Origin of the sequence: Paenibacillus soyae (genome assembly GCF_024623455.1) — a bacterium.
Taxonomy (GTDB): domain Bacteria; phylum Bacillota; class Bacilli; order Paenibacillales; family Paenibacillaceae; genus Pristimantibacillus; species Pristimantibacillus soyae.
The window spans coordinates 166719-179090 of record NZ_JANIPJ010000010.1; the positions used below are offsets into that span (position 1 = coordinate 166719).

Consider the following 12372-nt stretch of genomic DNA (forward strand, 5'->3'; position numbering starts at 1 on the left):
TCTTTACGTTCAGCGAATCCGTTTCCCCAACCAACTTATTCGAAGAATGCCCTCGAATACCGAACAACCCCCGTAACGCCATCCAGCGCATTTCCCTCCAGTTCAAGCGCCATAAATACATCATCCGACACTTCGAAGGGAGCTTTGATTCCCCAGTGAGATGCGGGCTTGAAGCCGAATTTCGGATAGTAACCGGGATGGCCCAGCACAATGACGGAGGAAAAGCCCGTTTCTTTAGCGCGGTGTAACACTTCACGCATTAACAAGCTTCCAATCCCCTTAAGCTGATACTCCGGCAGGACGGACAGAGGAGCAAGCGCAAGGGAGGGCGTGCTCTGCACGTCATTCGCTATCGTTATTTTGGATAATAAAATGTGGCCGACGATCTCGTTTCTGTCATTATCGACCGCTACCATGGAAAACTCGGGCACGAAAGCATCGGAGCGACGGATGCGGGCAACCAGCTCATGTTCCTTCTTGTCGCTGATCTCCACATCGGCGAAGGCGGCCTTCACCACATTTTCGGTAATAGGGTAATCGGCTGACGTTTCTACTCGTATAGCAATGTTAATATCGAACATCTCCCAGCATTTATAAATGACCTAAAAGATCACGCAGGCTCCTATAGTTGTTGGCGAGCCAGTTCATTTCCTTGGCGAACCGGGCGGGCGGCGCGCTATGCTTGTCCATGTCGGCATGAATCCACCAAGCGCTCTCCATGTACCACAGCAATTGCAAGGAATTCGCCAAATAACCTTGATCCACTGTCTGTTCTTCGCGGTATCCTTCGCTAAAGGCCGACACGAGCGAGACATCCAGCCGATCGTCGAACGCGCATGACATAACGGCACGGGCGGCGTCGAGCAGCGGATAATCGTAATTCAGCCGATCGAAATCCAATATAGCGGACAGACGGTCCTCATGGAACAGAAGATTATCGGACCATAAATCACGGTGCGCCCATCCGGTCTCGATGATCTCGAAAAGCTCTTCGTTTATTTCCTCGGTTGCCTTAAGCTGCAGCTCGATGTCATCCAGCAATGGGGCTTTGCCGCATTCCTCGGCTTGCCGCAGCATGGATTTCCAATGCTCCAGACGATCCTCCCGGCTTGGAGGAACGAATTGAGGACTTCCTTTTCCGCCTAGTGTCCCATCGTTCAGAAGACGATGCATGCGTCCGGTTGAGCGGCCTAGATCATACATTTGACGAAGGTTCGCCCGGCCCGGCTGAATGGTGAGGCCCTGGCAATATTCCATCGCCATGAATCGTTCTCCGCCATCGGATTCAAGCAGAACGCGATGCTGACAGGTCAGCGGCCTCGGCACGGGAAGCCCGTCTCGATGTAATCTGGTTTGCGCGGAGAAAGCCAAATGCAGCTCCTCTGGTTTGTACAAGCGATATCTTGTTCGATTGTATTGCTTAAGCAAATAGGCTCCTGCATCCGTTGTGAGCTTCCATTTTAAATTTAACCAGCCGCGTCTGATTGGAACCGCATCCAGCACCTTCATGCCGAAGCATTGCTGGAAGCTGTTCACAAGGTCCTGCAGAATCGCTTCCTCCGATATGACCGTATCCAAGCATACACCGCCTCTATGTCGCAAAATAGAAAAGCCTCCTGTCAGCTTACGCGAACAGGAGGCTTGGTTGTTGTTTCTCTGGGTCGATTACTGTGCCTGCTCCGCTGCGACGTTCACTTGGAACGTAACCCCGAACTTATCCTTCACGATTCCGTACAGGGGGCTCCAATCCGTCTTCTGAAGAGGCATGACGACTTGTCCGCCGTCCTCCAGCGCCGCGAAAATTTCCTTCGCCCGCGATTCGTCGGCAGGATGGATCGCAATCTGAACCGTGTCGCCCGGCTGATGGGGCATGCCCGGGAATGTATCGGAGAACATGAGGTCGTCGTTGCCGACTTTGAGATGCGCATGCATAACGCGGTCCTTCATCTCGTCCGGCAGAGGATGATTCGGATCCTCTGGCACATCTCTGAACGTCATGATGCCTATCACTTGCCCGCCAAGCGCTTTCTCGTAGAAATAAACTGCTTCCTTCGTAGTGCCGTCAAAATTCAAATACGGGTTCAAACGGATCGACATCATGTACAGCCCCTTTGGCAAAGTTTGTTCAACCTCATTCAGTATACAACAACCAGGAAAAAAATAACAAGGTTTTTGCGAACAAATGATCTTATTTTTGTCAACCCAAGATCAGCCAGCCAAAGTCCTGGCTGCGGTGAAAATCGGGTTCGTCCGCGCCGACGCGGGACCAGCTCCCGAAATGGGGCAGGGCGGTTTCGTCGCCGCACTTATAGAAGTTGCCGCGCATCCTGGCGCCGGGTCCGGGCTGGAAGCCGGGGAACAAACCTGCAAGCCATGACAAGGGAAGCCGGAAGCGGACCGACCAGTACGTCTCGCCGGTTGCCGGATCCTGGAGCTGCCTCTCCGCGCGGATATGCAGCGGCGGAAGCTCATCCGCCTCCAGGTAGACGCGGTCAAGCCGCCCTGTGCCGAGTCCGACCAAGATCGTTCCCGCCGCGTTCAGCTCGAAATTCAAATAACGGGCGTCCTGAAGCGGGTCGGGCTGAAGGAACCATTCGACGCAGCTGTCCTTGTAAACCGGATCGTTGAGATTAGCAAACCGTACAAGGGGTTCCGGCTCGTACGCGCGGAACTGAATTTGCAGCTCGTCTGTCGTGCAGGAAAGGGCAATGCGAGCCTTCGGTCCATGCCAGTCGGGCAGCCACATGTAGTGCCCGATGGCAAGCTGCGCGCCGTCCGAGAAGTCCGACCAAGCACCCTCGCGGGATAGCCTCGCCGGCGGAATGACTGCGGCAGGCGTTTCGGTATGCCGCGAGCGCGCCTCCCCGACAAGCTCCTCCCGTCCGCTTCGGTGGGAGCGGTACATCCCCTCCAGCACTTCGACGACATGCCTTGCATCCTCCATCGAGCACGAGGCAGGCTGACCTGTCTCGATTGAGGCGATCAGCTCATCCAATTGAAGGACGAACGGATCGGAGCCGGCATGCGTCTCGACAAGCGAGTAGGCGCCTCCGTCGCTCCGATAGAGGGCGCGCCCGGTCTCGAGACGCAAGGAGCCGTTCGTGAACAGCAGCTCCGTGTAGTTGGCCGAGGCTCCTTTGTAGCCGGATTGGACGATTGTCGCGGTAACGCCGCCGCGCAGCTGCAGACGGGCCATGACGCTGCCTTCAACGTCGCCCCGGTTCCCATGGCAGGTCATTCCCGCCTGAACCGAGGAGACGGCGCTGCCCGTCAGCCAGATAGCCTTATCCACGGAATGCGACCCGAGATTAAACGCGATGCCGCCGCCCGACAATGCTTTGCGGAAGAACCATTCGGGACGGCCCTCGGCATAATAATCCGTATGCCGCACATCGTGCAGCATCACCAACCGACCAAGGCTTCCTTCGTCGATGATTCGTTTCGCCGCCAGATTCTCGGCGATATACCGCTGCGTATGGCCGACGAGCAGAGAAACGCCGCTTTGCCGAACGCCCTCTATGATCCTATCGCATTCCTCCGCGCGCAGCGCCATCGGCTTCTCCAGCAGAATGTGGCAGCCTGCCTCCGCCGCGAAGCAAGCCGCCTCCATGTGGAGATGGTGGGGCAAGGTAATGATGACGATATCGGGACGAACGTCCGCGATCATCCGCTTGTAGTCGGCGTACTGCCGAAGCTCGGAGCCGTATCGCTCCGATGCCGCCCGCATGCGCTCCTCGTTCAGATCCGCTATGGCGACGGCCGCAGCTCGTCCTTTTGTCCGATTGATTTGTTTGATAGCGTCCAGATGCTGATTCGCGATTCCGCCGCAGCCTGCTATCGCAATCCGGTAAGTCATGCCGATGGCCTCCCCATCATCCGATTCGTATTTCGTATTTCCATGAATCTAGCGTATCACGAAGACGCGGCGGCGCCTATCGGCAAGTTCGCGGGTTTATATGCCGATTTCCGAATGGCTGCCGGGAGACGCGGAGTGACGGAGGATGGCCTCGATCATGACGTCCCAGTCTCCTTGATGAAGCTCATGTCCCGTGCCTTCCAGCGTCAATAGGATCGCCCCCGGAATGACGGTGGCCAGCGACCGTCCATGAGCGTAAGGAATGATCGGGTCCTCCGTGCCGTGAATGACGAGCGCCGGAACGGCTATTTCGCTGGTACGGGCCAGGTATTCCTCTCCGCCCGCAACGAAAGCGTGGTTCGTCATGCTGGCCGGCCGGCGGCTTCTGCGAAGCTCGAGCAAGGCAAGCTCGCGGATGCGGTTCTCCTCGAAGGCATGCTTCGAGCCTCTGAGCACGTTCCATTTGGCGACCGAAAAATCGGCAACCGAGCGTTCGTCGTTCCAGTCGACCTCGCCCATGCTCGCGAAGAAGGACATGACCTTCTCCTCCATCGGAGGGAGATCCGGCGCGAAATTGGAGGTGGCGATGAGCACGATGCCGCTCACCCGATCAGGATGACGAAGGGCGATCATCTGCGTCAGCATGCCGCCCATGGACATGCCCGCGATGCAAGCCTTCTCGATCCCGTAAGCATCGAGCACCGCGATTGCGTCGTCCGCCATATCGACGAACGTATACCCCGGCTGTCCGGGCTCGTATGCCGTCGACTCGCCGACGTCGCGATTATCGTACCGGATGACGAAGCGCCCGGCATCCGCCAGGCGGCGGCAGAACGCTTCATCCCACCATACCATCGACGACTGCGCTCCCATAATGAGCAGCAGGGCCGGATCGTTACGTTCCCCGAAGCTCTCCGTATAGAGCTCGGCTCCGTTATTCGAGACCCATAAATGTTGATTCATTCCACCATCTCCTTCGATTCTGATAAAAAACAAAAAAAGCACGGGCCATAATGCCGGTGCTTCGCGTATCGAAGGGAGCAGGCGGACGGAGACTGCGCGTCGACGGACTTAACCGGGATGCGGGCGCGAACAAGCCGAGTATCGGCGCGTACGTTTGGGCCCATAAAGTCCGTGCGAATGAAGTTCCGATGCCAATTCCGATTGCGGGTTAACGCGCGGTCAACCATTCTTCGATTGCGATGCACGACAAATAGGCTCTACCTGAGCAATATCGTCGCTAATGCAAGGCTTTATCGAAAAATTAGTTTATCACACGTAACCCTCCGTTCCTGTAAAGTAGTTCCCATCCTACCACCGCTTCGCAAAATCTGTCAACCGCTATTTTCCATCGTTCAGAACGCCGCTTGCCGCGGAATTGTTCTGCAATTCCGCAGCCTCTATGCTAAACTGAGAGAACGAATGTTCGAGAACGAGTACGGGGCAGGCAAAAGGGGAAATGAAGCATGGAGCAGACGACGGCATATCCGGTTTCGTTATCGGTCAGGCATCTGGTCGAGTACGTCTATTTGAGCGGCAGCATCGATAACCGGCTTCAGACGGTGGACGCCATGCACGAGGGCACGAAGGCGCATCTGCGCGTGCAGGGCGAATACGGCGAAGGCGACCGGAAGGAAGTGTACCTGAAGGCGGAGATCCCGTGCGGGGAGCTGCTCTTCTCCGTGGACGGCCGCGCCGACGGCGTGCTTGCGACGGAGCCGATACCGACGATCGACGAGATTAAGTCGACGGCGGGGGATCTAGGCCGCGTCCGCGAAGAGGGGGGATTTCCCGTCCACTGGGCGCAGGCCTGGTTCTACGCGTATATGTACGCCCGGGATACGGGCGCGCCGAGCATGCGCATCCAGTTGACGTACGTGAACACGGTCACGGAGGAGACGGAGCGCTTCGTTCGGGAAGCGAGCCTCGAGGAGCTGGAGCGGGATGTGCAAGGCATGGTCGAGCGGTACGCGCCGTACGCGCTGCTGAGGAGGGACCATGAACGGAAGCGGAACGCGAGCATCGAGTCGCTGCCGTTCCCGTTCGAATCGTACCGGGCGGGACAGCGGAGGCTAGCGGGGGCGGTCTACAAATCGGTCGAAGAAGGAGTCTCCCTGTTCGCGAGAGCGCCGACGGGCATCGGCAAGACGGTGTCCACGACGTATCCGGCCATCAAGGCGATGGGCCGGGGGCTGCTGCAGCGGATCTATTATTTGACCGCGCGCACGACGACGCGGGCGGCGGCCGAGGACGCGCTTGGCCTGATGGCGGCCAAAGGGCTGAACCTGCACGCGGTGACCTTGACGGCCAAGGACAAAATTTGCTTCCAAGAGGAGACGCGGTGCGAGAAGGAGCATTGTCCGTTCGCGGACGGCTACTACGACCGGATCAACGGGGCGATTATGGACATCCTCGAGAACGAGACGCTCATGACGCGCTCCGTCATCGAGCGGTACGCGAGGAAGCATACGGTATGCCCGTTCGAGTTCTCGCTGGATCTCGCCTATGCTTCGGATCTTGTGATCTGCGACTATAATTATGTCTTCGACCCGCGCATCTCCTTCAAGCGGCTGTACGGGGAAGTGAAGAAGAAGACGGCCGTTCTGGTCGACGAGGCGCATAACCTTCCCGACCGCGCGCGGGAGATGTTCTCCGGCGGGCTGACCAAAGCGCCGTTCCTCGCGATGCAGCGGTCGCTTAAGGGGAGGCATAAGACGGCGTTCGAAGCGGCGAAGGCCGTCAACGATTATTTCATCGCGACGCGCAAGAGGCTTGCGGACGGCAAGCCGGCCGTCAGCGAGAAGGAGCGGCCGGACGAGCTGATCGGGCTAGCGGAGCGCTTCGCGGAGGCGGCTCAGCCGCTTCTCGAGACGGAAGGCGGCGAGCTGCTCGAGCTGTACTTCGAAGTCCAGCAATTCCTTCGCGCCGCCAAGCTGTATGACGACCGCTTCACGACGATGACCGAGGTATCGCGGAACGACGTCAGCGTGAAGCTGTTCTGCCTCGATCCGTCGGAGCTGGTCGCCGGCACGGTGAAGGGCTACCGCTCGGCCGTCTATTTCTCCGCGACGCTGACGCCGCTCGGCTATTATATGGACGTGCTCGGCGGGAGCGAGGAGGACTATACGTTGTCGCTGCCGTCGCCTTTCTCGAGCGAGCAGCTGACGGTATCCGTCCACCCGATATCGACGCGCTATCAGGATCGGGACGTCTCTTACAAGCCGATCGCGGAGATCATCCGCCGCACCGTCTCCGGCAAGAAGGGCAACTACTTGGCCTTCTTCCCCTCGTACGCCTATATGAACGCCGTGCATGAGGCTTATCTGGAGCTGCTGGATGGCGCCGGCGAACGGGAGTCCGCAAGCCGTCCGGATGTCCTCCTCCAGCAGAGCGGCATGGCCGAGGAGGAGCGGGATGCCTACCTCGCGGCGTTCCGCCCCGATGGCGAACGATCGCTTGTCGGCTTCGCCGTCATGGGCGGCATTTTCTCGGAGGGCGTCGACCTGCCGGGCGACCGTCTCATCGGCGTCGTCGTCGTCGGGGTGGGCATGCCTCAGTTGGGGCTGGAACGGGATACGCTCCGAAGCTACTACAGCTCCCAAGGCAAGAATGGCTTCACCTACGCCTACGTCGTTCCCGGCATGAACAAGGTGCTGCAGGCGGGCGGCCGCCTCATCCGGTCGGAGACGGATACGGGGACGCTCGCGCTGATCGACGACCGTTACTTGGAGAGCGGTTACCGTCAGCTTTTGCCGGAGGAGTGGCTTGGCGCGGTAAAGAATGATTAAAGGCAACTTTTGGATTGACAGCATCTTGTCCGCGGTGATAAAGTGACAAAGTAGATTTCAAGAAATTGCTAGCACGGGAAGAAAGGGGATTACGTACATGCGGAATTTTTACGATAACGACATCAATGATCTTGGCGATAGCCGCGGCGTAATCCATACAAGCGTCTTCCAGCTTTGACAGCGAGATCTCGATCGCGAATCAGAGGCGCAGGGTTACGTATCCGTAATCGTGCGCCTTTATTGTGCCCTGGCAAGGGTTCCCCCTCGCGTTTTGCGTGGCGGGTCCGCCGTGGCCGGTAAAGCGTGTCGTTACGGCGGCATGCTTTTTTGTTTGCCATTTTTGGGGAAAATATGTGGAGAAAAAGAGGCCCTTTGCAAGGGCTGCGGAAGGTGTGGGTGAGACTATGTTCGGAGTTTTGAAAAAGTTAGGATGGTTTTTCCGCAAGGAATGGAAGCGGTACACGATCGCGATTACGCTGCTTGTGCTGACCGGAGTCATCGATATTATTCCTCCTTGGCTGCTCGGCTATCTCGTGGACGGGATCAGCCAGAATCTGCTCGGCACGACCGAGTTTAACCGTATTATGTATTTCTGGATCGGGCTGACGATCGTCGGCTACCTGATCACGTACGTCTGGCACTACAAGCTGTTCGGCGGCGCGTTCGTGCTGGAGCGGCTGCTTCGGTCGAGCATGATGGGCCACTTTCTGAAAATGACGCCGACGTTCTACGAGCGCAACCGGACCGGCGACCTGATGGCGCGTTCGACGAACGATCTCGGCGCGGTGGCGACGACGGCGGGCTTCGGCATTCTGACGCTCGTCGACTCGACGCTGTTCATGATCACGATCCTCATCGTGATGGCGGCGACGATCAGCCTGAAGCTGACCATTGCGGCGCTGCTGCCGCTTCCTCTCATGGCGCTGGCCATGTCCTACTACGGCAAGAAGATTCACGAGCGGTTCATGGACGCGCAGGACGCGTTCGGCGAGATGAACGATCAGGTGCTGGAGTCGGTGGCGGGCGTTCGCGTCATCCGCGCGTTCGTCCAGGAGGAAGCGAGCGAAGCGAGATTCCAGGCGAAGACGGGCGAGGTGCTGGGCAAGAACATCGCCGTCGCCAAGATCGACGCGCTCTTCGAGCCCACGATGAAAATTCTCGTCGGCTGCAGCTACCTTATCGGTCTCTGCTACGGCGGCTACCTGGTATTCCATAGCGAAATTACGCTCGGCGAGCTCGTCTCGTTCAATATATTCCTCGGCATGCTCATCTGGCCGATGTTCGCGATCGGCGAGCTGATCAACATCATGCAGCGCGGCAACGCATCGCTCGACCGCGTCAACGAGACGCTCAGCTACAAGCCGGACGTGAAGGACGCCGACAAGCCGGCGGTCGTCGCCGAACCGACGTTGGTCGAGTTCGACAAGGTCACATTTAAATATCCTTCATCGGAAGTGAACAACCTAGAGAACGTGACGCTCAAGCTGCATCAAGGCGGGACGCTCGGCATCGTCGGGCGAACGGGAAGCGGCAAGACGACGCTGCTGAAGCAGCTGCTTCGCGAGTATCCGCTTGGCAAGGGCAGCATCCGCGTCTCCGGCGAGCCGCTCGGCGATCTCCAGATCGACCAGGTGCTCGGATGGATCGGGTACGTGCCTCAGCAGCCGATCCTGTTCTCCAAGACGATTCGCGAAAACATTTTCTTCGGACGGTCGGATGCGGACGAGACGGATCTCCAGCGGGCGCTTGAGAGAGCCTCGTTCGCCAAGGACATCGCGTTCCTGCCGGACGGTCTCGACACGCTCGTCGGCGAGAAGGGCGTCGCGCTGTCGGGCGGCCAGAAGCAGCGGGTCAGCATTGCCCGCGCGCTGATCGCCGATCCGGAGATTCTCATGCTGGACGATGCGTTGTCTGCGGTCGACGCCAAGACGGAAGCCGAGATTATCGACGGAATCCGCACGGAGCGCGCCGGGAAGACGACGCTTATTACGACGCACAGATTGTCCGCGGTGCAGCACGCCGATTGGATTATCGTCATGGACGAGGGCAAGATTGTAGAAGAAGGCACGCATGAACGGCTGCTCGCGAGGGGCGGCTGGTACAAAGAACAATACGACCGCCAGCAGCTTGAAGCGGCGATCGAGACTGAATAGATAGGAGGCGTGAGGAACAATGGGCACAACGGGCAAACGATTGTTTGGATACGCCATGCTGTACAAGAAACCGATTATGGCGGCGCTGCTGCTGCTCGTGCTGGCGGTGTGCGCGGAGCTTACGGGTCCGCTCATCGCCAAGCGCATGATCGACCAGAACATTCTCGGCATCGAGAAGAAATGGCACGAGGTGAGCGGCGAGCAGGCTTTCGCCGTCCCTTATGGCGACAAATGGTATAAACGCGAGGACCGGTTTGAAGACGGTCCAGCGGCTAGGGCGGAGAGGGGAGCGACCGCGCGCGTGCTGCAGGTGGGGCGCAGCTATTACTTCCTGGCCGGCGACCTGGAGTGGGAAGGCGGCAAGCGCACGGTGTCAGGCAACGAGCTGACCGTGACGGAAGAGACGGACGGGACGGCGGGGCGAAGCGCCGTCTATCCCGTGACGAAGCTGACGGCGCAGGAGCTGTACGCGTTCTACAAGCCGGAGGTTCCTGGCCTGCTGAAGCTGGCGGCTCTGTATTTCGGCTTGCTGCTGCTCGTCGCCGCATTCGCTTACGGACAGCGGCTCATGCTGCAGACGTCCGCGAACAAGATCGTGCGCAAGATGCGGAACGACGTGTACGCGCATACGCAGCGCCTGCCGGTGAACTATTACGACAACCTGGCCGCGGGCCAAGTCGTCTCCCGCATCACGAACGACACGGAAGCGATCCGTGAGCTGTACGTGGGCGTGCTTGCGAACTTTTTTACGGGAACGATCTACATGGCGGCCATCTTCGGCGCGCTGTTCCTGCTGGATACGCGGCTTGCGCTGATTACGCTTCCGCTAGTCCCGATTCTGATCGTATGGATCATCGTGTACCGGAAGTTCGCGGCGAAGTACAATCGGATCATCCGCGCGAAGCTGAGCGAGATCAACGCGATGATCAACGAATCGATTCAAGGCATGACGATCATCCAAGCGTTCCGCCGTCAGAAGGAAACGACGAAGGAATTCGCGGAGATGAACGATTATTATTTCAAATACCAGAACAAGCTGCTCAGCCTCAACTCCATTACGTCGCATAATCTCGTGAACGTCGTGCGGAACGTGCTGTTCCTCGTCGTCGTCTGGATGTTCTGGGGCGGATCGCTGGGCGCGGTCGTGACGGTCGGCGTGCTGTACGCCTACATCGACTACATGAACCGGATGTTCGCGCCGATCGTCGGCATCGTGAACCAGCTGTCCAACCTCGAGACGGCGCGCGTCTCCGCGGAGCGCGTGTTCAAGCTGATGGACGAGGAAGGCATCGACGTGGCGAAGGGCCGCATGGAGCGGTACAAGGGGGATGTTTCCTTCGAAGGCGTGTCGTTCGCTTATAAGAAAGACGAGTATGTCCTGAAAAACATCACGTTCCACGCCCGTCAAGGCGAGACGGTCGCGCTGGTCGGCCATACCGGCTCGGGCAAAAGCTCGATCCTGAACCTGTTGTTCCGGTTCTACGACCTCGCGGACGGCAAAGGACGTATCGTGGTGGACGGCACCGACGTTCGCGATATGCCGAAGCAGCTGCTGCGCCAGCATATGGGCATCGTGCTGCAGGATCCGTTCCTGTTCACGGGCACGATCGCTTCGAACGTGAGCCTCGACGATCCGTCGATCTCGCGCGAGAAGATCGTGCAGGCGCTGAAGGACGTCGGCGCGTACGACATGTTCATGCAGCTGCCTGGCGGCATCGACGCGCAGGTTATCGAGAAGGGCGCGACGCTGTCCGCAGGGCAGCGGCAGCTGATCTCGTTCGCCCGCGCGCTCGCGTTCGATCCGGCGATCCTGATCCTCGACGAGGCGACGGCCAGCATCGATACCGAGACGGAAGCGATCATCCAAGCGGCGCTGGACGTGCTCAAGAAGGGGCGCACGACGTTCGTCATCGCGCACCGGCTGTCGACGATCCGCCAAGCGGATCAGATTCTGGTGCTGGACCGCGGCGTCATCGTCGAGCGCGGCAACCACGATCAGCTCATGGAGCATCGCGGCAAATATTACGCGATGTACCAGCTGCAGCAGGGAGCGGCTCAGCCGGCGTAACGGAGTTGCAGAAGATAGGAAAGGAGCAGGCGTGGGTGCCTGCTCCTTTTTGCTGCGTTTGCATTAACCGGAGCCGCGGCTCGAGGGTCGAATGAGTCGGCGAGGCCGTCTTAAAAGCCAAGACATGCGGCTCGTGGTATAAGTCGGCGATACCGCCTTAAAAGCCGTATCCGCTAGTCCAAAGGTTTTCGCGCAGTGCCTAACTAACAATCCGCCCGATAATCATCAGCACCAGGCCGAAGATGGCCGCCGCGCGCTTGACGCCGCGGTTCGATCGGGGGCGGAGGAACAGGCTAATAACAAATCCGATAGGGAGAAGAAGTCCATTCAACGAAAGATAGAAGGTGCCGAGCAAGTAATAGCCGACCAGCTTCAGGGCGAGCAGCTCCTCGTTCTGAGTGCGGTTCTTATACAGCAGCACGATTCCGATGACCACGACGGCGAGCCAGAATAAGAACAACATGCGCATGCCTCCTCATGGTTTCAAATGCGGTCCATGTAGAAGCA

Annotated in this window: 9 protein-coding genes; 3 read left to right on the plus strand and 6 right to left on the minus strand. The window is 58.7% G+C overall.

All coding sequences use genetic code 11. The features are described 5' to 3' along the window. Positions 1-35 precede the first annotated feature (35 nt). The 5 genes from NQZ67_RS15280 to mle form a co-directional block, all read right to left on the minus strand. Positions 36-572 carry a GNAT family N-acetyltransferase gene (locus tag NQZ67_RS15280; RefSeq protein ID WP_371825310.1) on the minus strand — a complete coding sequence of 179 codons (537 nt, stop codon included), beginning with the start codon at positions 570-572 and terminating at the stop codon, positions 36-38. 19 nt (positions 573-591) lie between these two features. Next, positions 592-1578: a phosphotransferase gene (locus NQZ67_RS15285; protein WP_257447466.1), complete on the minus strand. Its 987-nt coding sequence runs from the start codon at positions 1576-1578 to the stop codon at positions 592-594. An 87-nt stretch (positions 1579-1665) separates the two neighbouring features. Then, positions 1666-2097 (minus strand): VOC family protein, encoded by a 432-nt coding sequence (locus NQZ67_RS15290; RefSeq protein WP_257447470.1) that lies wholly within the window; start codon positions 2095-2097, stop codon positions 1666-1668. A gap of 100 nt (positions 2098-2197) precedes the next feature. Continuing rightward, positions 2198-3856 (minus strand): carbohydrate-binding family 9-like protein, encoded by a 1659-nt coding sequence (locus tag NQZ67_RS15295; protein WP_257447343.1) that lies wholly within the window; start codon positions 3854-3856, stop codon positions 2198-2200. Between the two features lie 96 nt (positions 3857-3952). Continuing rightward, a complete protein-coding gene (gene mle / locus NQZ67_RS15300; protein ID WP_257447345.1) occupies positions 3953-4819 on the minus strand; it encodes an alpha/beta fold macrolide esterase in 867 nt (288 codons plus the stop codon). Between the two features lie 503 nt (positions 4820-5322). On the opposite strand from mle, the gene NQZ67_RS15305 reads away from it, so the two are divergent. The 3 genes from NQZ67_RS15305 to NQZ67_RS15315 all read left to right on the plus strand — a co-directional run bounded on the left by NQZ67_RS15305 (position 5323) and on the right by NQZ67_RS15315 (position 11865). Continuing rightward, entirely contained in the window at positions 5323-7644 is a 2322-nt protein-coding gene (locus NQZ67_RS15305; RefSeq protein ID WP_257447347.1) for an ATP-dependent DNA helicase, read from the plus strand. Positions 7645-8048: 404 nt separating this feature from the next. Beyond that, the gene (locus NQZ67_RS15310) at positions 8049-9797 is read left to right on the plus strand and encodes an ABC transporter ATP-binding protein (protein WP_257447349.1); all 1749 of its coding nucleotides are present in this window, start codon (positions 8049-8051) and stop codon (positions 9795-9797) included. A gap of 19 nt (positions 9798-9816) precedes the next feature. Next, positions 9817-11865 (plus strand): ABC transporter ATP-binding protein, encoded by a 2049-nt coding sequence (locus NQZ67_RS15315; RefSeq protein ID WP_257447351.1) that lies wholly within the window; start codon positions 9817-9819, stop codon positions 11863-11865. A 199-nt stretch (positions 11866-12064) separates the two neighbouring features. Here the strand turns inward: NQZ67_RS15315 and NQZ67_RS15320 are convergent, their stop codons facing one another. Next, positions 12065-12328 (minus strand): hypothetical protein, encoded by a 264-nt coding sequence (locus NQZ67_RS15320; protein WP_257447354.1) that lies wholly within the window; start codon positions 12326-12328, stop codon positions 12065-12067. Positions 12329-12372: the final 44 nt, after the last annotated feature.

Coding starts and splice junctions, on each gene's coding strand:
- NQZ67_RS15290 (WP_257447470.1), bottom strand. CDS start 2,097: ATGTCGATCCGTTTGAACCCGTATTTGAATTTTGACGGCACTACGAAG.
- NQZ67_RS15295 (WP_257447343.1), bottom strand. CDS start 3,856: ATGACTTACCGGATTGCGATAGCAGGCTGCGGCGGAATCGCGAATCAG.
- mle (WP_257447345.1), bottom strand. CDS start 4,819: ATGAATCAACATTTATGGGTCTCGAATAACGGAGCCGAGCTCTATACG.
- NQZ67_RS15305 (WP_257447347.1), top strand. CDS start 5,323: ATGGAGCAGACGACGGCATATCCGGTTTCGTTATCGGTCAGGCATCTG.
- NQZ67_RS15310 (WP_257447349.1), top strand. CDS start 8,049: ATGTTCGGAGTTTTGAAAAAGTTAGGATGGTTTTTCCGCAAGGAATGG.
- NQZ67_RS15315 (WP_257447351.1), top strand. CDS start 9,817: ATGGGCACAACGGGCAAACGATTGTTTGGATACGCCATGCTGTACAAG.
- NQZ67_RS15320 (WP_257447354.1), bottom strand. CDS start 12,328: ATGTTGTTCTTATTCTGGCTCGCCGTCGTGGTCATCGGAATCGTGCTG.